Annotated in this window: 18 protein-coding genes; 7 read left to right on the top strand and 11 right to left on the bottom strand. The window is 75.6% G+C overall.

What is annotated here, in order from left to right:
- Positions 1 to 2: 2 nt before the first annotated feature.
- Complete coding sequence (locus tag IF83_RS0117865) at positions 3 to 674, bottom strand: HNH endonuclease family protein (RefSeq protein WP_051722882.1); 672 nt, start codon at positions 672 to 674, stop codon at positions 3 to 5.
- Positions 675 to 1,286: 612 nt separating this feature from the next.
- On the opposite strand from IF83_RS0117865, the gene IF83_RS0117860 reads away from it, so the two are divergent.
- Positions 1,287 to 1,874 (top strand): TMEM165/GDT1 family protein, encoded by a 588-nt coding sequence (locus IF83_RS0117860; protein WP_030545239.1) that lies wholly within the window; start codon positions 1,287 to 1,289, stop codon positions 1,872 to 1,874.
- Positions 1,875 to 2,104: 230 nt separating this feature from the next.
- Here IF83_RS0117860 and IF83_RS0117855 read toward each other — a convergent pair whose 3' ends face one another.
- From IF83_RS0117855 to IF83_RS35330, 4 genes are all read right to left on the bottom strand, one after another.
- On the bottom strand, positions 2,105 to 2,785 hold the full coding sequence (locus IF83_RS0117855) for an HAD-IA family hydrolase (protein WP_030545237.1): 681 nt from the start codon (positions 2,783 to 2,785) through the stop codon (positions 2,105 to 2,107).
- A gap of 390 nt (positions 2,786 to 3,175) precedes the next feature.
- Positions 3,176 to 3,625, bottom strand: a complete 450-nt coding sequence (locus IF83_RS0117850) for a nuclear transport factor 2 family protein (protein WP_030545236.1) — start codon at positions 3,623 to 3,625, stop codon at positions 3,176 to 3,178.
- 112 nt (positions 3,626 to 3,737) lie between these two features.
- Entirely contained in the window at positions 3,738 to 5,039 is a 1,302-nt protein-coding gene (locus IF83_RS31250; RefSeq protein WP_051722881.1) for a peptidoglycan-binding protein, read from the bottom strand.
- Between the two features lie 448 nt (positions 5,040 to 5,487).
- Positions 5,488 to 7,050: a peptidoglycan-binding domain-containing protein gene (locus tag IF83_RS35330; RefSeq protein ID WP_051722880.1), complete on the bottom strand. Its 1,563-nt coding sequence runs from the start codon at positions 7,048 to 7,050 to the stop codon at positions 5,488 to 5,490.
- A 200-nt stretch (positions 7,051 to 7,250) separates the two neighbouring features.
- Between IF83_RS35330 and IF83_RS0117835 the strand changes: the two genes are divergently transcribed.
- Entirely contained in the window at positions 7,251 to 9,578 is a 2,328-nt protein-coding gene (locus IF83_RS0117835) for an MDR family MFS transporter (protein ID WP_167343600.1), read from the top strand.
- 220 nt (positions 9,579 to 9,798) lie between these two features.
- Here IF83_RS0117835 and IF83_RS0117830 read toward each other — a convergent pair whose 3' ends face one another.
- Entirely contained in the window at positions 9,799 to 10,305 is a 507-nt protein-coding gene (locus tag IF83_RS0117830) for a GNAT family N-acetyltransferase (protein WP_030545229.1), read from the bottom strand.
- Positions 10,306 to 10,449: 144 nt separating this feature from the next.
- Here IF83_RS0117830 and IF83_RS0117825 point away from each other — a divergent pair, with 144 nt between their 5' ends.
- From IF83_RS0117825 to IF83_RS0117805, 4 genes are all read left to right on the top strand, one after another.
- Positions 10,450 to 11,142: a preprotein translocase subunit SecG gene (locus IF83_RS0117825; protein WP_051722879.1), complete on the top strand. Its 693-nt coding sequence runs from the start codon at positions 10,450 to 10,452 to the stop codon at positions 11,140 to 11,142.
- A gap of 419 nt (positions 11,143 to 11,561) precedes the next feature.
- On the top strand, positions 11,562 to 12,134 hold the full coding sequence (locus IF83_RS33770; RefSeq protein WP_158711060.1) for a hypothetical protein: 573 nt from the start codon (positions 11,562 to 11,564) through the stop codon (positions 12,132 to 12,134).
- A gap of 882 nt (positions 12,135 to 13,016) precedes the next feature.
- Complete coding sequence (locus IF83_RS35325; protein ID WP_030545222.1) at positions 13,017 to 14,498, top strand: IPT/TIG domain-containing protein; 1,482 nt, start codon at positions 13,017 to 13,019, stop codon at positions 14,496 to 14,498.
- Positions 14,499 to 15,066: 568 nt separating this feature from the next.
- Positions 15,067 to 17,250 carry a bifunctional glycosyltransferase 87/phosphatase PAP2 family protein gene (locus IF83_RS0117805; RefSeq protein ID WP_051722877.1) on the top strand — a complete coding sequence of 728 codons (2,184 nt, stop codon included), beginning with the start codon at positions 15,067 to 15,069 and terminating at the stop codon, positions 17,248 to 17,250.
- A 117-nt stretch (positions 17,251 to 17,367) separates the two neighbouring features.
- Here IF83_RS0117805 and IF83_RS0117800 read toward each other — a convergent pair whose 3' ends face one another.
- From IF83_RS0117800 to IF83_RS0117790, 3 genes are all read right to left on the bottom strand, one after another.
- A complete protein-coding gene (locus IF83_RS0117800) occupies positions 17,368 to 18,069 on the bottom strand; it encodes a hypothetical protein (protein WP_030545218.1) in 702 nt (233 codons plus the stop codon).
- A gap of 117 nt (positions 18,070 to 18,186) precedes the next feature.
- Positions 18,187 to 18,780, bottom strand: coding sequence for a DUF6114 domain-containing protein (locus tag IF83_RS34825; protein WP_244177113.1), 594 nt, complete (start codon positions 18,778 to 18,780; stop codon positions 18,187 to 18,189).
- A gap of 1 nt (position 18,781) precedes the next feature.
- Positions 18,782 to 19,417 (bottom strand): DUF6230 family protein, encoded by a 636-nt coding sequence (locus tag IF83_RS0117790; RefSeq protein ID WP_030545215.1) that lies wholly within the window; start codon positions 19,415 to 19,417, stop codon positions 18,782 to 18,784.
- A 159-nt stretch (positions 19,418 to 19,576) separates the two neighbouring features.
- Between IF83_RS0117790 and IF83_RS0117785 the strand changes: the two genes are divergently transcribed.
- Positions 19,577 to 20,797, top strand: a complete 1,221-nt coding sequence (locus IF83_RS0117785) for an RNA-guided endonuclease InsQ/TnpB family protein (RefSeq protein WP_030545213.1) — start codon at positions 19,577 to 19,579, stop codon at positions 20,795 to 20,797.
- A gap of 287 nt (positions 20,798 to 21,084) precedes the next feature.
- Here IF83_RS0117785 and IF83_RS0117780 read toward each other — a convergent pair whose 3' ends face one another.
- Positions 21,085 to 21,930: an ECF transporter S component gene (locus tag IF83_RS0117780; RefSeq protein WP_208605894.1), complete on the bottom strand. Its 846-nt coding sequence runs from the start codon at positions 21,928 to 21,930 to the stop codon at positions 21,085 to 21,087.
- Positions 21,927 to 23,666 (bottom strand): ABC transporter ATP-binding protein, encoded by a 1,740-nt coding sequence (locus IF83_RS0117775; RefSeq protein WP_030545209.1) that lies wholly within the window; start codon positions 23,664 to 23,666, stop codon positions 21,927 to 21,929. Before IF83_RS0117775 ends, IF83_RS0117780 begins: the two co-directional genes overlap by 4 nt.
- Positions 23,667 to 23,684 lie beyond the last annotated feature (18 nt).

Raw genomic sequence — 23,684 nt, 5'->3', positions numbered from 1 at the left:
GTTCAGCAGCCGTTCAGCACACCGCTGAGCGCCGACTTCTCGGCGGAGTCGACCGAGAGGGCGTAGTGGTGCTTCACCTGGACCCACATGCGGGCGTACATGCAGTGGTAGCCGCTGCTCGGCGGCATCCACTCCGCCGGGTCCTGGTCGCCCTTGGACTGGTTCACGTTGTCCGTGACGGCTATCAGCTGGGCGCGGGTGAGGTCGTTGGCGAAACCCTGCCGCTTGCTGGTCGTCCAGGAGGAGGCGCCGGAGCGCCAGGCCTCGGCGAGCGGCACCACGTGGTCGATGTCGACGTCGGAGGCGGCGGTCCACACGCCGCCGTCGTACGGGGAGCGCCAGGTGCCGCTGACCGCCGCGCAGGAGCTGTTCTGCTCGACGTTCGTGCCGTCGCGCTTGAGCACGACCTCCCGGGTGTTGCAGCTGCCGCTCTGGGTGCTCCAGTGCGGGAACAGATCGCGGCTGTACCCGCTGCTGGAACCTTCCGCCTTGACCGTCAGCTGGGAGAGGTAGCTGCGGGCGGTGGAGGCGCTCGGCGGGGTGGGGGGCGCCGCGTGCGCGGAGGGGCCGCTGAGCAGCACCGTGCCGAGCAGGGCGGCGAGCCCGGCGGTCAGCCCGGCGCGACGCGCGTAGACCTTGCCGCGCGGGGTGGTGGCGGAGTGGGTACGGGGCATGGGAACTCCCTGGGAATGGGGGGACGTTGGCCGGTGGGGAATCGGCCACAGGCTGCCGCCGCCAGATGTCCTGGGGTGGGGCGCCGGGTTACAGATTGACGACATGGGCACGTCAGATCAAGGGTTTGACGTGTCCATACCCGCCGGCCCGGTGGACGAACAGGGGCACACCCGTGCGAGTGGGGCGGCAGCGTGCCGGGGGTCGCCGTCAACTCGCCGCCGCCGGAGCCCTGCTGTGGTCGCGCCCGTGCCGGGCAGCGTCCCTCCCGGCCCGCTCTCCGCTCCCCGCTCTCCGCTCTCCGCTCCCCGCTCTCGCTCCCTGTCCCGGCCCGCCCGCGGGTCCCGTGCCGGGACGCGGAGCCGGCGGGGCATCGCGTAGGCTGAACGCGTCTGAAGGGGAGTAGCTCTTCGCCGGACCGTCGACATACCGCTCGGCCGCTTCTCGTGGCCGGGCCGGCGCCCGGAGGCAGGCAGCGCGCGGCAGTGCGCGGCCCGCCCGGCGAGACCTTCGGCCGCAGTGTCCAGACGCTGCCGGGCCGAAGCGACCCCTGAAACACAGCCAGGTCACCGGTCGGGCAGCCCAGCCATCGACCGACAGAGGGAAACACCGCTGTGCTCAGCATCGGCACCATCGCACTCGTCTTCGGCGTCGTCTTCCTCGCCGAACTGCCCGACAAGACCGCGCTCGCCGGTCTCCTGCTCGGCACCCGCTACCGCGCCTCGTACGTCTTCGCGGGCGTGGCCGCCGCCTTCCTCGTCCATGTGGTGCTCGCCGTCGCCGCCGGCAGTGTGCTCACGCTGCTGCCGCAGCGGATCGTGCAGGCCGTGGTGGGTGCGCTCTTCCTCGTGGGGGCTGCGGTCCTGCTCTTCAAGAAGGACGGCGAGGAAGACGAGGAGAAGAGCGCCGAGCCGGCCGGCCAGAGCTTCTGGAAGGTGTCCGGCGCGGGCTTCATGCTGATCCTCGCCGCCGAGTTCGGCGATCTCACCCAGATCATGACCGCCAACCTGGCCGCCCGCTACGACGACCCGCTGTCGGTCGGCCTCGGCGCGGTCCTGGCGCTGTGGGCGGTGGCCGGTATCGGCATCCTCGGCGGCCGCACCCTGATGAAGTACGTGCCGCTGCGGCTGATCACCAAGGTCGCGGCGACGGTCATGCTCGCGCTCGCGGCGTTCAGCCTGTACGAGGCCGCGACGGGCTGACGGGCCGGCGGTCCGGCGGTCCGGGGGCGGGGCGCGCCGAGCTCCGTGGAGGCCGGGGGCCCGGCCCCCGTCCCCGCCCCACGGGCTGGGCGCTCACGCCGCAGTGGGGAGGGTGCGCCGCCCTCAGCCGCCCGGCCGGCGGACGGAGGCGTGTGGTCCGGGTCCGGACCCGGACGGGTCCGGCGGCGGTGGTGGGTGCTCGCCGGCCACCGCGGCGCCGGGGCCGTCCGCTACGGGAAGTCCGGTCGGGCGGTGAACGTCAGGACCAGCCCGGTGCCGTCCCCGGCGACCCGTACCGGCTCCAGGTGCGGCACATGGACGGTCGGCTCGCAGGCGGCCGCGCGGGCGCCGACGCCCACCACCCGCATCCCGGCCGCGCGCGCCGCCGCGATGCCCACCTCCGAGTCCTCGAAGGCCACGCAGTCCGCCGGGTCGAAGCCCAGTTCGGCGGCGGCCTTGAGGAAGCCCTCCGGGTCCGGCTTGCTCGCGCCCACGCACTCGGCGGTGACGCGCACCGCGGGCATCGGCAGCCCGGCGGCCGCCATCCGGGCGCCGGCCAGCCCGCGGTCGGCGGAGGTGACGAGGGCGTGCGGCAGCCCGCGGAGCGCGGCCATCAGCGCGGCGGCGCCGGGGACCGGCACGACCCCGTCCATGTCGGAGGTCTCCCGGTCCAGCATCCGGCGGTTGTCCGCGTCGTTGAGGGCCGCGGGGCGGTCGGGCAGGAGCAGCGCCATCGTGGCCTGGCCCTGCCGGCCGTGCGCGTGCCGCATGACGTGGTCGCCGTCGAGGCCCTGCTCCGCCGCCCACTGCCGCCAGCACCGCTCCACCACCGCGTCGGAGTTGACGAGGGTGCCGTCCATGTCGAGGAGTACGGCGCGGGCGGAGAGGGGCGCGGCGGGGGTGGCCGTCATGGGCTGCTCCTGAGCGCGGGCGTGCGGTGGTGCGGCGGGGGAACGCGAAGAACAAGGCGGCTCCGCCCGCCGGTCAGGGAGTGCGGGCGGAACCACTTTGTTCCTCAACCATACAAAAGGTGGGGCCAGGACGCCAGCCCCTCTGGGAACGGATGTGCTCCGGGTGCCGCGGCGGCGGCCGGGTGGCTGAGCGGGCCGCCGGTGTCCGGTGTGCGGGTTCCCGGGTGCCGGAGGAGGTGCCCCGGGGTGAAGTCCCGCCGTCCCAGCGGCTGTTGCTCCCGGGGCCGGGCCCGACGACCCGGCCCTGCCCGCGCGGACGCGGGATCGGGGCGGCCGTCCCGGCCCCGCCTACGGCTTCCGCGACAACCTCCGGAAGCCCGGCTCCCGGTCTCAGCCCGGCGACGCGGACGGGGCGCAGGCGTCGGCGATGGCCCGGGTGTCCCAGTAGAAGGGGCGGACCTCGGCGATCCGCCCGTCCCTGACCGTGATCGTCTGCAGGATGGGGAAGTCGAGTTCACGGCCGGTCGCACGAGCGCGAGCTCGGACCCTGGTGAGCACGACCGCGGTCTCGCCGGTGGCGAGGAACTCCTGCTCCACCATGTCGAACGTTTCCCAGGCCCGCCCCATCGCCAGGAAGAACCGCGCCATGCCGTCGTGCCCGCGCCACACGCCCCCGTACGGCAGTGCGTCCGCCTGGCGCAGCTCGACGTCCGGGGCGAAGAAGGGGGCGAGCAGGCCGAACGAGGCCTTGCCGGGGCCTCCGGCCGCCAGGTACTCCGCCTCTGCCGCGTACATGCCGGTGAGGACGGTCACCGGGTCCGTGGTGGGTGAGATCGTCATGCCGCCAGCGTGGTCGGACAGCGCATGTCGTGCCGGCGGAAATCGGACATCGTCGTGCCGGCGGAGATCGGACGTCGTCGTGCGGCACGGCCGGCGTGCTCGCAGCACGCCCTCAGCCCCCGGTGCGGCTCTCCAGTGAGCTGCGGGTCGCCGGGCCGTAGACGCCGCTCGGGTCGCCCTCGACGCCGTACATGTTCTGGTAGCGGCTGATCGCCCGGGCCTCGTTCCCGGTGTACCGGCCGTCCTCGTCCACCTTCAGCGACCGGCCGATCTGATTCAGCCGCCGCTGCATCTCCAGGACCTCCGGTCCGGACATTCCCCTGCTGAGGACCGGAGCCGCTTCCGGCCGGGTCGTCTCGTCCAGCGTTTCGGGGCCGGAGGTCCGGTCGGCGTCCGGGGATCCGGAGGCCGACTTCCCGGCGGACGGGCTCGCGGACGGGGACCCGCTGGGGGTGCCGGACGCCGAGGGCCCGGTGGCCGAGGCCGAGGGCCGGCCGCTGCCCGTCCAGGCGTCGCCGGTGGGCAGTACGGCGGTGGGGACCCGGGGGTTCTCGTCCGGCAGCGCGCGGTCCTTCTCGCTCTCTCCGCTGCCGGCCAGACCAACGGCCAGCACGCCGGCGCAGACGGCGGCCACGGCCACCGCCGCGGCCGCGATGGCCGCCCCGCGGCGGCGGTGCTCGCGGCGGTTCGCCCGGTGCTCGGCCCGTGAGAGTCCGGAGGCGTGGGGATCCCCGGCTCCGTGCCCGGCGGGTGCCGCGGGCGCGGTGGCGGGTCCGGTGGGTTCGGCGGGTGTGAAGTTCCCGAAGAGGCCCAGGTCCTCCTCGCGGGGGCCGGAGACCGGAGCCTCCGGCATCGACACGAGTGAGGTCGCCGGGGAGACCGGGCGGAGGGACAGCGGCCTGGTGCCGCTGCCGTCCTCCGGCTGACGGGGGTCGTCGTCCGCGAGCCCGGCGGTGCCGGGGGCCGGCGCGTCGCCGGAGGGCTGCTCCGCCCCCGGGGCCGGGCTCCAGGGGTCCGCGTCCGGGCCCGCCTCCGCGTACGCCCCGGGGTTCGAGTGCGCCGGGCCGTCCGTTTCCGCCGGGCCCTCCGCCGCCGCGTGGCCCGGCGCGGCCGGAAGGCCGTTACGCGGCTGCGCCGGGTCCGGGTCCGCGGCGGTGGCGGCCGGGCCGTTCACCGGGAAGCCGGTGCCGTCGTCCTCCGGCCCGGGCGCGCCGTGCCCGTTCTGGAAGTCGCCGGAGCCGGGCGTCCCGTGCGGCGGTCCGCCGGGGAGGTGCGGCGACGGATCGGTGGACGGCACGCGGGGCAGCGGGGCCGTGTCCCCGGCCGTGGAGGCCGCCCGCCCCGCGCAGTCGCAGCCGGGGCTGCCGTCCGTGGTCCGCTCCAGCCCGCAGTCCGGGCAGAGATGTGCCGTCACTTGGTGGATCCCCTCATCGCAGTGTGAGCGATTATGCAGACAGGGGTGTGAAGCGGAACGGACAGGTCCCCATCGGGGCGCTTTCCGCGAGGGCACAGCCCGGCAAAACCGGCCGGATGGGGCGATAGCGGCAGCGCCCGGGCGTGCTCCGTCCGCGGGCACGCCCGGCGGCACGGCGTCCCGGCGAGGTGACGAGAGGGCGGGGCACGGCGCCGGGTATGGCGGACGCGAACGGAGAGGTCCGGACGGGCCCGGGCCGGGGGCCTTGTCCGGACGGGCCGGACCCCCCGTGAGCCGCGCCCCGGCAGGTGCCGGACCGGCCGTTGCCCGCCGGGCCGTTCGCCGCCGGACGGCCCGGCGCGCGGCCGGGAACCGGTGGGGCCGGGGCGAGGGCCTTCGTCCGGACCGTGCCGGACCCCGTGAGCGCGGGGCCGTTCACGTGCGAGGCTTACGGCTCCTCGGTCCGGCTCTCCAGCGAGCTGCGGGTCTCCGGGCCGTAGACCCCGCTCGGGTCGCCCTTGACGCCGTTCCAGCGCTGGTAGTTGTCGATCGCCCGCTCGTCCTCGTCGTCGTAGGCGCCGTCCTCGTCCACCGAGGTGAACAGGCCCACCTGGTTGAGACGCTGCTGCATCTCCAGGACCTCGGGCCCCGACATCCCCTTCCGCAGCACCGGCGGCTCGCCCTGCCCGTCGCCCGGCTCGCCGGGGGAGACGGAGACGGAACCCGACGCCCGGGTGGGCTCGGGGGTGCCGCCGTCCGGCGCCGCGGACCCCGCCGTCCCGGACGGACTCGCACCGGTCGACGCCTCCGTGGCGGAGGCCGACGGGGAGCCGGAGGCCGAGGCGGAGGCCGACGGGGAGGAGGAGCCGCTCGGCGAGGCTTCGCCGTCGTCCGTGGGGAGCACGGCCGTGGGCGTGGCGCTGTTCTCGTTCGGTGCCACGCGGTCCTCCTCGTCGCCGCCCAGCAGACCGGTGGCGAAGGCACCGACGCAGACGGCGGCCACCACCGCGGCCGCGCCGGCGATCACGGCCGTACGGCGGCGGCGCCCGGGCCGGTCCGGGCCGGCGTTGCGGGCGTCCTCCGGGGTGCCGTCCGGTGGGAGGTCCTCGTGGAAGAGGCCCAGGTCCTCGGCGCGGGGGCGGGAGTCCGGGCCGTTCGCGGCGGCTACCGCCGCGGCGAGGGGGGAGAGGGGGCGGGTGGCGTCCGGGGCGCCGGCCTCCCCGGCCGGGGAGGCGGTGCCGTCGAACCGGGGGAGAGCCGAGGTCGGGGCCGCCGGGTGGTCCGCGGGCTGCCGCGGAGCCGTACCGGAGGGGGAGACGGCGGTGTCCGGTGTGTGCCGTCCGCTCCCCGGAGCCGTGCCGTCTCCGGGCGATCCGGGGCCTCCGCCGGTCGAGCCGGTCGCGCCGCCCGCGCCGCTCGCGCCAGGCGCGCCCGTGCCGTCCGGAGCCGCCTGTCCGCCCGGTCCGCCGGTGCTTCCCGGTGCCGGGCCGGCGGGCGGGGAGCTGAACAGCGTGTCCCATCCGGCCCCCGAGCCGGGGACCGCGGCCGGGGCGGGTCCGGGTGCCGGGGGGTGCGCGGACGGCGGAGCGGCAACGGAGGGAGGGGCGGGCGCGGCAGCGATCCCCGGGCCGGGAGCCCCGCCGGCGGTCCGTTCCGGAGCCCGGCCCGGAGCCGGCGGCGATGCGGGTCCCCGCTCCGGCTCCTGGGCGGAAGCCGGTTCCGAAGCCGCCGCGGGGCCCGGGGAGGCGGCGGAGCCCGGCGCGGAGGGGTCCGGGCCGGAACCGCCGGCCGCCCGCGGGGCGGAGGCGCCCGCCTCGGAGAGGGCGTCGGTAAAGGCCGGGGACTGCTCGGGCTCGGGTGCCGCCACCGGTTCGCGCAGTTCCACGTACGGCCGGATGCGGAGCGGGTCGAAGTCCTCGGCGGCAGCGGCCGCCCGGGCCGCGCACGCGCAGCCGGGCCGGCCGTCCCTCTGCCGTTCCGCCCCGCAGTCCGGGCAGAGATATGCCGTCACGGTGGGTCCCCTCCCTCGCAGTGGGAGCGATTATGCAGACACTTGTGCGACGAGCACAGGTGGGGCCCCGCCGACGGGCCCTTCCGGCGGGCCATACCCCGGCAAAAAGGCCAGGATGGGACGCGTAGACGCGCACCGCCGCCCGCCGGACCGCGCGGGCGAACCGGCGGGCGGCCCCAGCCCGGACCGAGGAGGCGTCCATGGCCGAGGACGCGACCCCACCCGCGGAAGGGCCGGGGCGGCCCGGCGGCCCCGCCGGGGCTCGGGGGCCCCGCACCCCCGGCGCAACCGCCGGGGCGGGCGTTCCCGCGGCCGCCGGTCCGGGCGCCCCCGCGGCCACCGGAACGGCCGGCCTCGCCGGCCCCGCCCGCGCGCCGCTCCCCGGGGAGGACCTGCCCCGGCGCACCGTGCGCCTGGCGATCGGCGCGCTGCTGTTCGGCATGCTGCTCGCCGCCCTCGACCAGACGATCGTCGCCACCGCCCTGCCCGTGATCGTCGGCGAACTCGGCGGCCTGGACCACCTCTCCTGGGTCGTCACCGCCTATCTGCTCTCGGCCACCGCCGCCACCCCCCTCTGGGGCAAGCTCGGTGACCAGTACGGCCGGAAGAAGCTGTTCCTGCTCGCCATCGCCATCTTCCTGCTGGGCTCCGCGCTCTGCGGGGCCGCCCGGGACATGCCGCAGCTCATCGCCTTCCGCGCGCTCCAGGGGCTCGGCGGCGGCGGGCTGATGGTGCTGTCGATGGCGATCAGCGGCGACATCGTCCCGCCCCGCGAACGCGGCCGCTACCAAGGGCTGTTCGGGGCGGTGTTCGGCGCGGCCAGTGTGCTGGGGCCGCTGCTCGGCGGCCTCTTCACGGAACAGCTCAGCTGGCGCTGGGTGTTCTACGTCAACCTGCCGATCGGGCTGGTCGCCCTGTTCGTCATCGCCGCCGTCCTGCACATCCCGGCGCGCCCCGTCCGGCACACCATCGACTATCCCGGCATCCTCCTGATCGCCGGCGTCGCGGCCGTGCTGGTCCTGCTCTCCTCGCTCGGCGGCACCGTGTGGTCCTGGCTCTCCTGGCGGATCGCGGGGCTGGCCCTGCTCGGCGCCGTACTCCTGGCCGCGTTCACGGCGGTGGAACGGCGGGCCGCCGAACCGGTGCTGCCGCTGCCGCTGTTCCGGATCCGCACCTTCACCCTCGGATCGGTCATCGGCTTCGTCGTCGGCTTCGCCATGTTCGGGACGATGATCTATCTCCCGACCTTCCTGCAGGTCGTGCGGGGGCTCAGCCCCACCGCCTCCGGGATCCGCATGCTGTGGATGGTCGCCGGGCTGCTGATCGCCTCGACCGTCTCCGGCCAGCTCGCCAGCCGCACCGGGCACTGGAAGGTCTTTCCCGTCGCCGGCTGCGCCGTCACCACGCTCGGGCTGCTGCTCCTGCACCGGATCGACCGCTTCAGTCCCGGTTGGGAGATCAGCGCCGCCTTCGCCGTCTTCGGGCTCGGCCTCGGCCTCGTCCTGCAGATCGTGGTGCTCGCCGTGCAGAACGCCGTCGGCTACGAGGACCTGGGCGCCGCCACCTCCGGCGTCACCTTCTTCCGCTCCATCGGCGCCTCCTTCGGCGTCGCCGTCTTCGGCACCGTCTTCACCGGCCGGCTGGGTGACAAGCTCGCCGCGGCCCTCGCCGGCGAGCGGCTGCCCGCCGGGGCCGGGCCCGACGACCTCGCCTCCGATCCGCGCACCATCGACCGGCTCCCGGCGCGGCTGCGGCCGGAAGTCCTGGACGCCTACTCCGCGTCGATCACCGATGTCTTCCTCTACGCGGCCCCGGTCACGCTGGGCGCGCTCGTACTGGCCGTCCTGCTCAAGGAGGAACCGCTGCGCGGCTCCGTCACCACACCGGACATGAGCGAGACCTACGCGAGCAACCCCGTCGAGCGCTCCTCCCACGACGAGGTGGCCCGCGCCCTCTCCCTCCTCGGCACGCGCGAGGGACGCCACGAGATCTACGAGGACATCACCGCCCGGGCCGGCTACAGCCTCGACCCCGCCGCGAGCTGGCTGCTGCTCCGCGTCCGCCGCGAGGGCGAGGCCGACCCGGCGGTCCTCGCCGGGCACGGCACCCTTCCGCTGGGCGTGCTCACCTCGGCGGTCCGGCAGATCGAGGGCCGCGGCCTGGCGGTGCGGGACGGGCTCCCGCTGCGGCTGACCCGGCGGGGGCGGACGGTCGCCGACCGGCTCGCCGCGGCCCGCGAGGACCATCTGGCGGCGCTGCTCGGCGACTGGTGGGGGCCGGACCGGCCGCGGGACCTGGTGGAGCTGGTCCGGGAACTGAGCACGGAGCTGTGCGGATCGGACGAGGAGTGGCCGTACCGCGGTGGCGGGCGCTTGCACGGGCTGGGGAACGGTCACCGGAACGGCCACGGGAACGGGCGGAACGGCCACGGCAACGGGACAAGGGGGCGCGGAAACGGCCGGGAGGACGGGCTCGGAGGCGGCGCCCGGCGCCACGCGGCAGCCGGGGCACGCACGCGCCGGGAGTGACGGCGGGCCCGTTCCGCCGACGCCCGTCCTGCCGCGCGGACCGGCCCCCCGCGCCGTGCCGGTCCCGCCGCGCCCGGTCCGCCGTGCCGGTCCCGTACCGCCGGCCAGCCCGTGCGGATCGCGGACACCGGCCCAGCGCCGTGCCGTCTTCGCGCGCCCGGCTCCGGGGAACCGTCCGCCGGCCGCCCGGTTCCCCTGTGGAGGTCGGCCGGTGTGGACGTCAGCCGAGCCTCTTGGCGAACCAGTGCTCGGCGTACGGGTCCGCGTTGTAGGCGGGCACCTCCGCGTAGCCGTGTTTGGCGTACAGCGCCCGTGCCTCGACGAGATCGTGGCGGGTGTCGAGGACGACGCGGTCCGCCCCCAGCTCCCGGGCCGCCGTCTCCACCGCCGCGAGCAGGGCGCCGCCGCCGCCCGTGCCCCGCGCCTCCGGGCGGACGTAGAGCCGCTTGAGCTCGGCCGTGCCCGGCCGCAGCAGACGCAGCCCGCCGCAGCCGGCCGGCTCGCCGCCGAGGCGGGCGACGAGGAAGACGCCCGTGGGCGCGGTCAGGTCGTCGCTGTGGTGCTCGACGAGCCCTTCGTCGATCTCCGCCTTCGTGACGGCGCGCCCGTAGTACCGGCCGGCGACCTCGGCGTAGTAGTCGCGCAACAGCCGCCCGGCGACGGGCGATCCGACGGGTTCGGGGGAGACGGTCCAGGTGGCGGTGGGGTGGGTGCCGGTCCAGGTCATGGACGCATTCTGTGACGGCCGCGGCCCCGGTGGCAGCCCAATTTCCGGATGCCGGGGTCGGTTTGGCGGCGTTTGCGGTCCGTGGCCGGGGCAACACGCGGTGATGAAAGCCTCGCACGAGGGGAGCTCAGCGAAAGGCACGACATGTCCACAGGCGTGATCATCATCTTGGCCGTGGCGGCTCTCGTCATCGTCGCGCTCGTGCTCGCCCCGCGCGTCATGCAGAGTGGCGGTGGCGGTCTGAAGCGCCGGTTCGGCCCCGAGTACGAGCGGACGGTGGCCCACCACAACGGCGACCGGAAGGCCGCGGAACGGGAACTCTCCGAGCGGCTGCGGCGTCACGGCGATCTGCGGACGCGCCCGCTGAGCGCCGAGGCGCGCGAACAGTACGTGGCCCGCTGGGCCGGTGTGCAGGAGCAGTTCGTCGACTCGCCGTCGCAGGCGGTCGACGCCGCCGAGCGGCTGCTGGGCGAACTGATCCGCGAACGCGGCTTCCCGGCCGACGAGTACGACGAGCAGGTCGCGGCCCTGTCGGTGCACCACAGCCACCACGTCGACGGCTACCGGCACGTGCACGCCGTCGCCGCCCGGGCCCGCGACGGCCGGGCGGAGACCGAGGAACTGCGCGAGGCCGTGGTCCACGCCCGCGCGCTCTTCGAGGAACTGGTCACCACGCACCCGCAGGACAACGCGCGGCACCGCGCCGGCGACCGCGGCACCGAGCGGCACGGCGCCCGCACCCCGGCCGCCGGGGCCGGCAAGCAGCGGCTCACCGAGCGCCTGCAGGGCCCCTGGGCCGCCCGGCACAACACCGGAACGACGAAGGGCGGTGCGTAATGGCGCATCTCGGCAGGAACAAGCACGGTAACGAACACGAGCACGGCGACGGATTCGCGCGGGGACCGGGCTCCGGCCCGGAACCGGCGACGGCCGGCGACGGCGGCACCGCGGGCCAGGGCTTCCCGGCCACGGGGACGGCTCCGGCGGGCCCCGCGTCCCCCACGGCCCCGGCGGCCCCTGCGTCTCCCACGGCCCCCACGGCCCCCGCGGCTCCCGGGACTTCGACGGGCGCGGAGTACGCGGGCGGCCCGGAGGCTCCGGCGACTCCGGCGGCTCCGGCGACTCCGGGGCACACGGGCGGCGCGGCGGCTCCCGTCACCCCGCCGGACCCGGCCGGTCCCACGGCGACCACGGCCGCCCCCGCCACCTCGGCGGCCCCGTACGCCCCGCCGGCGCCGGACGGCGGGACCGCCCCGGTGGACCCGGCCACCGGCCTCCCGGCCCGCCCGTACTCCGGCCCGGACGCCCACCCCGGAGGCTCGGGCTCCCCGCACCACGACGGTGCGGCGCACGACGGCCGTGCGGCGTACGGCGACGGCGCGACGCACGACGACCGTGCGGCGTATGGCGACCGTGCGGGGTACGGCGACGGCGCGGCGTATGGCGACCGCCCGGCGTACGGCGGTGCCGCGGCTCACGGCGGCGGTGCGGCGCGCCACGGCGACACCGCTCTCCGGTCCGCGGCAGCGCCGCTGCTGCCGCAGCGTCAGTGCGACCAGCTCACGGAACGGCTGCAGCACACGGTGACGGGCTTCGTCGACAGCCCTCGGGAAGCGGTCCGCGAGGCCGACGCCCTGTTCGAAGAGGCCGCGGAGAACTTCGCGAAGGCCCTCACCGAGCAGCGCCGCAAGCTGCGCGCCGCCTGGGAGCACAACGGCGGCAACGGCAACGGCAAGGGCAAGAGCGGGGAGGCCCACCCCGACACCGAGGAGCTGCGCACGGCCCTGCGCGACTACCGCGATCTGACGGAGCGCCTGCTCCGCGTCTGAACCGCCGCCGCACTGCCGCGGCCGGCCGTCGGACCCTTCGGACACCCGTTGGGGGAGGGGCCGGTACGGCCCGCGAGGCCCCGGAAGCCACACGGCTTCCGGGGCCTCTCCGCCGTGCGTGCGCCCCGGACGAACACCGACCCGCCAAGGCATTCCAGGCCCTGCCCTGCCTGGCCCTGCCCCGTCCGGCATGGTCCGGCCCCGCCCCGCCCCGCCCGGTCCGGGGCGGTCCCGCATGGCCCGGTCCGGCCCCGCACGGTCCGGGGTGGTCAGCGCGCGGTTCGGTGTGGCGGCAAGGGTCGTTGCGGCCCAGTGCGGTCCGATGCGGCGTCCCCCACCGGGCCCGGCTCCCGGCATGTCCGGTCCGGTGCGCCGGCTGTCCCTGCCCCCCGGCTTGCCGAGGCGTTTCCGATCCGGCCCTGCCCGGCCTTCACTGCCCGGCATGCCCCGGCTCACCCGGCGCTCCCTGCCCAGCCCAGCCCAGCCCGGCCCGGGCGTGGCGCGGCGCCACCCGGCCCGGGCGTGGCGCGGCGCGGCCGGCGCCCGTGAGGGCGGCCGCCGAGCGGCGGGGAAGGGCGGCCGCCAGTGGTGCGCGGGAGCCTCCGGGGTGGCGTGAAACGGCGCGTACTATAAGAGGTTTGCTGCTGAATGGCAGGTATTGAGGCCATCGCCCCGGTTATGTCTGTCCGGGGCAGGGGATCAGCAGAAGGTCCGCGGCAGGCGGGCCATGTGCCGGCCCGGCCGGGGCCGCCGGCCCGCACGGCCGGGGCCGCCGGAGATCCGGCGGACGCGGGACCCGCGCAGGTCCACCGGGCGCCGATGCCGCACACGGCACCCGCTCCGGGCGGGCACCACACTCCGTACCTCTACGGGAGATTTCCCATGGACGCGCACACGCAGCAGTCCCGGCAGCGGGCGGGGCGCCCGCCCCGGCAGACGGACGGACGGCCGCCCCGGGCGCCGGGGGCCCGAACGGCGGCCGCGCGGACCGGCGTTCCGCAGCCGTCCGCGATCCCGGCCGGTACCGCGCCGTCCGCCGTGGCGGTCACACCGGAAGGCAAGGTGCGCGTGATCCCCGCCGACGCCGGCCGCACCTCCGGCCCCGCCCCCGGCCCCGGCACCGGCCCCGGCTCCGGTCCCGACCCCGGCCCCAACTCGGGCTCTGGTACCGACCTCGGCCCCGGCTCCGACCTCAACGCCGACTCCGGCTCCGAACTCAACCCTGGTTCCGGCCCCAGCTCCAACCCCGACCCCGGCCCCAACCCCAACCCCGACCCCGGCCTCCAGCACAGGTCCGCCCCGGGGGCGGCGGCCGGCACGGTCGGTGCCGGCATCGTGGCCATCGTCGCACTGCCGCCCGGTACCGAGCCGGTCGCGATCGCCCTCGCGGACGAGGGCCGGGCCGCCCGCGTGACCGACGGTGCCGGGGACGTGGCGCTGGTGATCGACACGGCCACCAACACCCTTCTGCAGACCGTCGCGGCCGGCACCGCGCCGTACGGGTTCGCGGTCGCTCCCGGCGGCGGCATCCAGGTGTTCGACCATGCCACGGGTGAGGTCAGGGCCCTGGCCGTGCCCGGGGTCCCGGGCGTCGCCCCGGCGACGGGACCCTCCACGGGCGGGACGGCGATCACCATCACCGGCAGTGGTTTCACCGGGGCGACCGACGTCACCGTCGCCGGGGTGCCGGCCGCTTCCGTCACCGTGGACGGCGACACCTCCGTCACCGCGGTCACCGCGCCCGGTACGGGCACCGGCCCGGTGATCGTCACCACCGCCGAGGGGTCCGGCACGAGCGCCGGCGTCTTCACGTACGTCTTCACCCCCACCTCCACCATGACGAGCCTGGAGGTGATCCCGGGGCAGGCGGCGTGCGGGGAGGGCGTCGCGCTCCGGGCGACGGTGCTCACGGCGGCCGGAGACGCGGTGACCACCGGTGCGGTGACCTTCCTTCTCGGCGACGCCGGTCCCGCCCGGACGGTGGCCCTGGACACCTCCGGGCAGGCCGGTGCGGTCTTCTCCGGCCTCGGCCTGGGTGGGCGGCAGGCCGCGGCGTTCTTCGTCCCGGCCGGCCCGGGCACCGCCGCGTCGAACTCCCCGCTGACGCCCGTCACCGTCGACTCGCTCGCAACGCCCGCCCCGGGCACGGCCGTCCACGCCTCCACCACACCGGGATCGCCCGCCGCGCCGCCACCGCCCCCGTCACCGCCATCACCCCCGGCACCCCCGCGGCCTTCCGCGCGGTACCGACCGGCGTCCCCGGCACCCCCACCGCCGGCAACACCCCGCCGGCCACCCCCGGGCAGGGCCTTCCGGGCGCTGCCGTCACTGACGCCTCCGGTGTCGCCACCCACGGCGATGTGACCGTCCGATCGACCCCGGACCGTTCCCAACCCCGGGCCCGTCCCCAACCCCGGTGCGACCCCGATCCCAGGGCCTGACCCCCGCCCCGTTCCCCGACCCGTTCCCGGGTCCGATCGGTTCCCGTTCCCGTCCCCGGGGCCGGCCCGTTCCCGGCGGCGGCCCCGGTCGGCTTCCACCGGCCCGGACCGGTCTCGCGCAACCTCGCCCAACCCCGCGCGGTCCCCGTCCACAGCCCGTCCGCCGACGCGGCGCCGCCGGGCTTCCGGCACGCAGCCGGTCGGGGTCGCGGGGTTGCCGTACCACGAGCCGGGGGCCGTACCGGGTGGTGACCAGAACCTCGCTGCGGCTCCCTTCCAGCCCCTTTTGCGCCGTTCCCGCCCCGGCGGCGGGATCCGGCCACTGCCCCCCGCCACCACCGGCCGACAAGGCCGGAAACACCCGGACAAGCCGCCCACGTCCCGGAGAAGATCGGGGCTAATCTGCGGGCAATGCGCGGCGACGGTCAGGTGGCCGCCGGGTGTCCCGCGTCTTGCCGGGCGCGAGGGCAGCGGACAGCGGACACCCACGGGTGGAGAAGACGGGGGACGGGCGGACGGTGGCGAATCCGGAGAGAAGCGGACTGGGGGCGGTCGCGGAACCGGCGGCATCGCGGGCGGTGCCGGCCGCCGTCGCGCTCTGGCTGATCGTCGCCCTGCTGGCGGCCCGTCAGGCAGCGGCCGTACTGCAACTGCCCCCGCAGCGCCGGCTGGCCGATCTGGAGACCTGGATCGGGGAGAACGGCGTCCTGCGGGCCGGACAGCCGCTGTACGGGGACGGTGACGGGGCCGACGCCTTCACCGGAACCCCGTTCGCCGGGCTCGTCCTCAGCCCTCTGACCCGGGCCGCCGAACAGACCCTCGGGGTCGGCTGGACCTTCGGCACCCTGCTGCTGGTCGTTGCCACCGGACTGGTGACGGCGCGTCTGCTGCCGGGGCCGCGCTCCCGCAACGCCGTGCTGTTCGGCGCGCCCGTCGCGCTGGTCCTGCTGGTCGTCTCGGTGCCGGTGCGCAACACCTTCACCCTGGGCCAGACGAGCGTCCTCCCCGTTCTGCTGGTGCTCACCGCCTTCCTGCCGCGCTGCTCCGCCCGCGCCTCCGGTGTACTCATCGGGATCGCGGCCGCGCTCCAGCCGACCGTGCTGCTCTTCGCCGCACTGCTGTGGGCGACCGGCCGGCGGCAGGCCGCGGCGACCGCCGCGGGAACCTTCGCCGCCTGCTCGGCCCTGGCCTGGGCCGCGTCACCAGACGACTCCTGGACGTACTGGCTGCGCCACGCCGCCGGCGCGGGGCTCGGCGGGCCCGCCGACAGCCCCGCCAACCAGTCCCTGCACGGACTGCTGCTCCGGCTCGGCGCCCAGGGCCCGCTGGAGGTCGTGCTCTTCCTCGCCCTCGCGGCGGCCGTCGCGGTCCTCGGGCTGCGCCGGGCGGCGCGGTACGCGGCCGACGGCCAGTGGCTGCTCGCCGTGGCGCTGGCCGGCTGCGTGGCGGTGGCCGTCTCGCCCACCGCGTGGCAGCACCAGCAGCTGTGGATCCTGCTCGCCGCCGTCGGGCGGGTCGGGCGGCGCCGCGCCGACCGGCTCGTCTGGCCCGCGGTCGTCGTCCTGGTGATGACGCTGCACCGGGACGCCCTGGTGCCGAAGATCGAGTGGATAGGGCTCATCGGGGAGAACGCCCCGCTGCTGGCGGCGCTGGCCGCCGCCTGCGTAGTGCCGTTCCTGAGCCGCGCCGAGCCCGAGTGGCGGCGGCCGCGCCCGGCACCGCAGGCCGCCCCCGCGACGGCCGGGACCGCCGCGGCCGCCGCGGCCGGGCGGCTGCCGCTGCTGCGCTCCTGGCCGCGCCCGCTCACCCGGCCCAATCTGCTGCTGGAACTGCTGCTCATCCGGGTCGGCTACTGGGCGTACTCCTGGGTCCGCGGCCAGGCGCCCGACGGCCGGTGGCTCGCGGAGCACCACGGGTGGCAGATCCTGGAGATCGAGGCGGCGCTCCGTATCGACGTCGAACTCTGGTTCAACCTGCTGGTGGCGCGCACCGGTTGGCTGGAGAGCGCCATGAACTTCTCCTACACGACCTTCCACTTCCTGGTGCCGCTGTCGCTGCTGGGCTTCATGTATCTGCGCCGCCCGGTGCTCTACCGCTGGGGGCGCACCTCGCTCGCGCTCGCCACCCTGCTGGCCCTGATCGGCTTCTGGGCCTATCCGCTGGCGCCGCCGCGCCTGATGCCGGGGCTCGGTTTCGTCGACACGGCCCACGGCCCGCAGGACCTGGACCACCCGGACTTCGGCGCGCTGACGGGGATCTCCAACCAGTACGCGGCCATGCCGTCGCTGCACGTGGGCTGGTCGCTGTGGTGCGCCGTGGTGGTGTGGCGGCTGACGCCCGCGCTGTGGCCGAGGGTGCTGGGCGTGCTCTATCCGGTGCTCACGACGGTGGTGATCGTCGGCACCGCCAACCACTATCTGCTCGACGCGGCGGGCGGGGTGGCGGTGGTGGCGGCCGGCTTCGGACTGCGGCATCTGCTCATCGGCCGTGCGGCGGAGGGGGCCGGTGATGCGGAGGCGCCGGGCGGTGCGCCGCGGGAGCGCGGCGCGGGCGGGGCCCGTGCGCCGGGTGTACCAGGCGCGGCGAACACGCCGGATCCGGTGGGGGCGGCAGCGGAGGCGGTGGATGCGCCGGGCTCGGCGGACGCGGTGACCGGAGCCGACCGTCCCGGGTGACGCGGGCGCCGGCACCGCGCGGGGACCCGTACGGACCGGGCGCGCAACCGGTCCGTACGGGCGTCGTCCCGCTGTCCGGCGGAGGGGACCGGCGCGGACCGCGGGAGCCGGTGCGGATCAGCCGGTGACGGTGATCTGCGAGGCCGGGTCGGTCACATCGGTGACGTCATAGGTGGCGTTGAAGGCCGAGGTCTTGGCGCTGGTCGGGCAGCCGAAGCCGCCGGTCGCGGACACCGGGACCTGGGCGTCGGTGAAGTCGAGCTGCGAGGGAGCGCCGTTGGTCCAGGTGCCGGCCACGGGCGCGGCGCCGTCGGGGGCGGCGGTCACCGTGCAGGAGGCGAGACCGCTGGTCTTCAGCACGAAGCCGCCCTGGGGGATGGTCAGGGTGGCGCCGCTGGGGTCGCCGTGCTGCATGGAGACTCCCCAGATCCCGGTGGTGGTGATGGTGACGGACACCCCGGGGAGGCTGGAGCGGCAGGAGCTGTAGGTCGGAGCGTTGATGACGCTCTCCACCGGGCCCTCGGCGTTGGTGTTGCCGGGGGCCTCGGGGACCTGGTTGGCGCCCGCGGTGCCGCCCGCGGCGGGCGCGGAGCTGGAGACGGTGCAGGTGACGGTCACCGCGCCGGCCTTGAAGGTCGCCGATCCGTTGAGGGTGGCGGCGAACTGGTGTCCGGCGGGGGAGACGGTCGTCGGCCCGGCCGCGGCGGTGTCCGCCGGGGCCGCGGTGGCGGAGCCGGCGCCGGTGAGGGCCAGGGCGGCGGCGGTGGCGGCTCCGGTGCCGCAGGCGACGAGGGCGCGCAGGGATAAGGCTCGCGTCATGGTGGGGGTTCTCCTTGTGAGGGTCGGGGTGGGGGTTGGGTGAGGAGGGGGTGGTGCGTGTGCGGGGGGACGAGCCCGGGGATCGACTCCCGGTTACGGCGGCCGGTTCGGGCCCGGTCACCGGCGCCGGCGTCGGCGCCGGGGCGGTGGCCGGTCCCCGGCCTCGTCCCCCTTCGCCCGCTGCGGCACGGGCCGCCAGGCGAAGATCATGGAGCCGCCGACGATGCCCAGCACGGTGCCGATGAAGAAGCCTCCGAGGTTGGACATCACCAGCGCGGCGGCGGCGAGCAGGACGGTGACGACGCCCGCGAGGCCGCGGTAGTGGGGCGCGAACCAGACGCTCAGCCCCAGCACGATCATGATGAGGGCGAGCAGGACGGAGGGCAGGCCCGCGATGCCCTGGTGCAGCATCATCTCGACGGGGGCGAGCGGGATGACGCTGATCTCCAGACCGGCGAGGACGGTGACGAGGCCGCCCCAGAAGGGCCGGCTCCGGCGCCACCGCCGCCACCGGGCCCGGAGGCCGGGCCGGGCTCCCGCTCCGGCACCAGTTCCGGCCCCGGCGCCGTCGTCGGAACCGGAGACGACCGGGGAGCCGCCGGTCACGTCCGTGCCGGCGGTCGCGGCGGCCCCGACGGGGGCGGCTCGCCCGGCGGGTCCGGCGGGTCCGGCGGCGGCGCGGGCCGGGTCGGAGGGGGCGCTGCCGGGCACGTCAGAAGCACTCCGTCCGGCCCTTGTGGATCTTCATGTGCAGCCCGGCGAGCTTGAAGGTGCCGGCGGTCGTCGCCCAGGCGGTCTGCCTCAGGTTCGTCATGCGGATGTCGTCGGCCTGCTGGGAGAAGAGGTCCTGCATGCCCTGGGCGCCGTCCGGCCCCTTGTCGAGCGTGGAGGCGTCCCGGCCGATCTCGATGTTGGTGAAGGAGGCGTTGCCCGCGAGCTGGGTGGCGTCCAGCATCAGGTCGGTGGCCTCGACCTTCTTCTTCCCGGTGCCTGCCGAGAGCTTGAGCGAGATGTCGCCGACGACCGGGAGGCTGGTGACGACGGACTGGCAGAGATTGGTCATCTCCGCCTTCCGCAGTCCGGTCACGGCCACGGGCAGCAACTCGTCCCGGACGTTGGTGTCGAAGCTGCCGTACTGGACGAAGCCGTCGCCGGTGAGTTCGTCGGCGGAGACCTTGAACTCCTGGCCGGAGACGGCGAACGAGGCGGCGAGCGCCCCGTTGGCCAGGGCGACGGCGAGCGCCGCCGTGGCCGCGAAACCCGGGACCGCGAGTAACGCGAATCTCCGTATGCCGACCCGGCCGGTGACGTGACCGTCCGCGTCGTCCTTGTTCCGAACGTCTTCCATCAGACCTTCTTTCGAGGGGACCACCGGCTTCAGCCGGTGGGGGAATCGAATCTTTGGGCCGGAGCCGCGCAGCGGCGGAGCACGCTGCGTTGTCAGTGGGGGTCGGTAGCGTGAACCCGCCGGTGTCGGCCGCGGGGAAACGGGGGAGGCGGGGTGGGTGTGAGGCGGGCGTACAAGTTTCTGCTGCGTCCCACGGTCCGGCAGGAGCGGGCGCTGGTGGAGATGTTGCGGGATCACTGCTCCTTGTACAACGGGGCTCTTCAGGAGCGTCGTGATGCCTACCGGCACAGTTCCCGGACGTCGGTGCGGTACGGGGATCAGTCGGCGCAGTTGAGGGAGATCCGGGCGTTTGATCCGGAGCGTCAGGGCCGGTGGTCCTTCTCGTCCCAGCAGACGACCCTGCGCCGTCTGGACCGGGCTTTCCAGGCTTTCTTCCGGCGGGTGAAGGCCGGTGGCACCCCCGGGTACCCGCGGTTCAAGGGGGTCGGGCACTTCGACACCGTGACCTTCCCGAAGGACGGGGACGGCTGCCGGTGGAACTCCACCCCCCACGACACGCGCACCCGGGTCCGCCTGCAAGGCGTCGGGCACGTCCGGGTCCACCGGCACCGGAGCGTGAAGGGCCGGGTCAAGACGGTCAGCATCAAGCGGGAGGGCCAGCGCTGGTACGTGATCCTGGCCTGTGACGAGGTGCCCGCCGAGCCGCTGCCCCCGACCGGCAGCAGGGTGGGTATCGACCTGGGCACGGTCCACTTCCTCACCGACTCCAGCGGCCGCCACGTCGGGAATCCGAAGTTTCTTGCAGCCTCGGCCGGGGAGTTGGCCGCAGCGCAGCAGCACCTGGCGACGTTCCCGAAGCGCACGCGGCGTCGTACGAAGAAGCATCGTGCCGCGGCCCGCAAGGTCGCGAAGCTGCACGCGAAGATCCGGCGCCGGCGTCTGGATCACCACCACAAAGCCGCACTCGACCTCGTGCGCGAGCATGATGTGATCGGGCATGAGCGGCTGAACACCGCGGGCATGACGAGGGCGCCCGCACCCAAGCCCGACCCCGACCGCGACGGTGCGTTCCTGGCAAACGGCGCGGCGGCGAAGGCCGGGCTGAACCGCAGTATTCTCGACGCGGGTTGGGGGCAGTTCCTGCGGATCCTGGCGGACAAGGCTGAAAGCGCCGGTCGCCGTGTGATCCCGGTGGACGCCCGCAATACTTCCCGCACCTGCCCACCCAGCATTGGCGGGTGCGGGCACGTGGCGAAGGAGAACCGCGTCACCCAGGCGAAGTTCGCGTGCGTCAACTGCGGCCTGGTCGCGAACGCCGACCACGTCGGCGCGGTCAACGTCAAACACAGGGCCGGGCTGGTCCTCTGCGACGGTGCATAGCCACCGACACAGGAAGCCCGCGACTTCAGTCGTGAGTGGAGTCACCGTCTGTCCCCTTGCTGGTGAGCGGTGAAGAACGGGGTCAGCGCCTCGGACTGCGCGTCAGCGGTGCGTGGGGGAGGTGGTGCGGCTCTGTGCGCGGTACGAAGGGGCGCGGTGATGCAGTATTGAGTGCATGTCAAGCCGTGGGTTACCGAGGGTATGACTCGTCGGTAACCATGGCAAGACCGCTGCGGGAAAGGGCTTGCCGGACCGCCGGGGCCCGTCGCGGCGCGCCGGGCCCCGGGTCAGGGGCGCTCGAAGGCGACCGGGGCCTCGAAGGCGGCGCGGCGGGTGGCGCGGCGGAGGGCCGCCAGGACGGTGGAGCCGAGGGTGAGGGTCAGCACCACGGTCAGCGCGGCCCGGGGCAGGTCCCAGCCGAGGGAGGTCGCCAGGCAGTAGGCGGCGAAGCGGACCAGGTTCTCGTGCACGGGGTCGCCCGGGACGAAGGAGATGCCCGTCCCCAGGCCGCCGATGTACGGCCAGCCCTGGAGGTTCATCACCGTGCCGTAGAGGACGGCCGTGGCCCCGCCGTACGCGGCCAGCATCCACCGCTCCGCCCGGCCGCGCAGCCGTTCCGCCCCCGGCAGCAGGCCCGCGCCCATCGCCACCCAGCCCATCGACAGCATCTGGAACGGCATCCAGGGACCCACCCCGCCGGTCAGCAGGGCCGAGGCGAACATCGTCACCGCGCCGAGGACGAAGCCGAAGCCCGGGCCGAGTACCCGGCCGCTCAGCACCATCAGGAAGAACATCGGCTCCAGCCCGGCGGTGCCCGCGCCGAGCGGCCGCAGCGCGGCGCCGGCCGCCGCGAGCACGCCCAGCATGGCGATGGCCTTGGCGTCCAGCCCGGTGTCGGCGACCGTCGCCACCACCACGGCCACCAGCAGCGGCAGCAGCGCCGCGAACAGCCAGGGCGCGTCGCCCGAGTGCGCGAGCCCGGAGGCGGAGTCGGCGAGCAGCGGCCAGCCGAAGGCCATCACGCCGATCGCGCTGACGAGGACGAGCGCCGCGACCGAGCGCGGGCCCAGGCGGACCGCCCGCACCCGGCGGGGCGCCGGCTGCCCGGTGGGTGCCGGCTGCTCGGGGCTCACCGGGCGGCCTCCGTCCGGGAAGGGGCCTGCGAGGCGGCCTGCGGGGACGCCGCGGACAGGGCGTTCCGCACCTCGGAGACGGTCAGCCACGCCTGCGGGGCCAGGATCTTCGACACCTGCGGGGAGAAGGCCGGGGAGGCGGTGACGACCTCGGCGGTCGGGCCGTCCGCGACCAGCTCGCCGTCCGCCAGGATCACCACCCGGTGCGCCAGTTCGGCCACGAGCTCCACGTCATGGGTCGCCAGCAGGACCGCGTGCCCGTCCGCCGCCAGCCCGCGCAGGATCTCCACCAGCCGGGACTTGGCGGCGTAGTCGAGGCCGCGGGTCGGCTCGTCGAGCAGCAGCAGCGGCGGACGTGCCGTCAGTACGACGGCCAGCGCGAGCGCGAGCCGCTGGCCCTCGGAGAGGTCGCGCGGGTGCGTGGTGTCGGAGACGTCCGGCAGCAGGGCGGTGACCAGCGCCCGGCAGCTGCCCGGCTCGGCGTCCGCGTCCCCGTCCGCCGCCGCGCACTCCGCCGCGACCGTGTCCGCGTAGAGGAGGTCGCGCGGCTCCTGCGGTACGAGCCCGACCCGGCGGATCAGGTCGCGCGGGGGCGTGCGGTGCGGGACGACGCCCCCCACGACGGCCGTGCCGGCCGCCGGGCGGTGCAGCCCGGCGAGGGTGTTCAGCAGCGTCGACTTGCCCGCGCCGTTGCGGCCCATCAGGGCCACCGTCTCGCCCGGCCGCACGGTCAGCCCGATCCGGCGCAGCACCTCGGTACGGCCGCGCCGCACCGAGAGCCGGGACACCTCGGCGGCGGGGGCGGTGGCTGTGCCGGCGCCCGGTGCGACATCCGGCGCGGAGTCCGGGACGGTTCCGCCGGCGGCCGGGCGCGGGGCGGGTACGGAGTCCGCGCCCGGGTGCGGCTCCGGGGTGAGCCCCGCGAGCCGTTCCCGCAGCGGGCCGGCCATCCGGCGCGCGTCCCGTACGGACAGCGGCAGCGGCGACCAGCCGGCGAGCCGCCCCAGGGAGACGACCGGCGGCGTGACCGGCGACACGGCCATGATCTCGGCCGGTCCGCCCGTCACCGGGGGCGCCCCGGGCGCGGGCAGCAGGATGACCTGGTCCGCGTAGTGCACCACCCGCTCCAGCCGGTGTTCGGCCATCAGCACCGTGGTGCCCAGGTCGTGCACCAGCCGCTGGAGGACCGCCAGCACCTCCTCGGCGGCGGCCGGGTCGAGCGCGGAGGTCGGCTCGTCCAGCACCAGCACCCGCGGGTGCGGGGTCAGCACGGAGCCGATCGCCACCCGCTGCTGCTGGCCGCCGGAGAGGGTGGCGATGGGGCGGTCGCGGAGCGCGGCGAGGCCGAGCAGATCGAGGGTCTCCTCGACCCGGCGGCGCATCACGGCCGGGGCGAGGCCCAACGACTCCATGCCGTACGCCAGTTCGTCCTCGACGGTGTCGGTGACGAAGTGCGCGAGCGGGTCCTGTCCGACGGTGCCGACGACGTCCGCCAGCTCGCGCGGCTTGTGGGTGCGGGTGTCGCGGCCCGCGACGGTGACCCGGCCGCGCAGGGTGCCGCCGGTGAAGTGCGGGACGAGACCGCTGACCGTACCCAGCAATGTCGACTTGCCGACTCCGGAGGGGCCGACGAGCAGGCACAGCTCGCCCTCGGGGACGGTCAGGTCCACACCGGTGAGCGCCGGTGAGGCGGCCGCGCCTTCGTAGCGGACCGACACGTCGTCGAACCGGATCACGGTGTCTCCTCCGGTGGG

Origin of the sequence: Streptomyces albus subsp. albus, assembly GCF_000719865.1 — a bacterium.
GTDB classification, from domain to species: domain Bacteria; phylum Actinomycetota; class Actinomycetes; order Streptomycetales; family Streptomycetaceae; genus Streptomyces; species Streptomyces albus_E.
This window is presented reverse-complemented; position numbering and strand designations above follow the sequence as displayed.

Coding starts and splice junctions, on each gene's coding strand:
- IF83_RS0117855 (WP_030545237.1), bottom strand. CDS start 2,785: ATGACGGCCACCCCCGCCGCGCCCCTCTCCGCCCGCGCCGTACTCCTC.
- IF83_RS35325 (WP_030545222.1), top strand. CDS start 13,017: ATGGACGCGCACACGCAGCAGTCCCGGCAGCGGGCGGGGCGCCCGCCC.
- IF83_RS0117830 (WP_030545229.1), bottom strand. CDS start 10,305: ATGACCTGGACCGGCACCCACCCCACCGCCACCTGGACCGTCTCCCCC.
- IF83_RS0117800 (WP_030545218.1), bottom strand. CDS start 18,069: ATGACGCGAGCCTTATCCCTGCGCGCCCTCGTCGCCTGCGGCACCGGA.
- IF83_RS0117835 (WP_167343600.1), top strand. CDS start 7,251: ATGGCCGAGGACGCGACCCCACCCGCGGAAGGGCCGGGGCGGCCCGGC.
- IF83_RS0117865 (WP_051722882.1), bottom strand. CDS start 674: ATGCCCCGTACCCACTCCGCCACCACCCCGCGCGGCAAGGTCTACGCG.
- IF83_RS0117850 (WP_030545236.1), bottom strand. CDS start 3,625: ATGACGATCTCACCCACCACGGACCCGGTGACCGTCCTCACCGGCATG.
- IF83_RS0117790 (WP_030545215.1), bottom strand. CDS start 19,417: ATGGAAGACGTTCGGAACAAGGACGACGCGGACGGTCACGTCACCGGC.
- IF83_RS0117825 (WP_051722879.1), top strand. CDS start 10,450: ATGTCCACAGGCGTGATCATCATCTTGGCCGTGGCGGCTCTCGTCATC.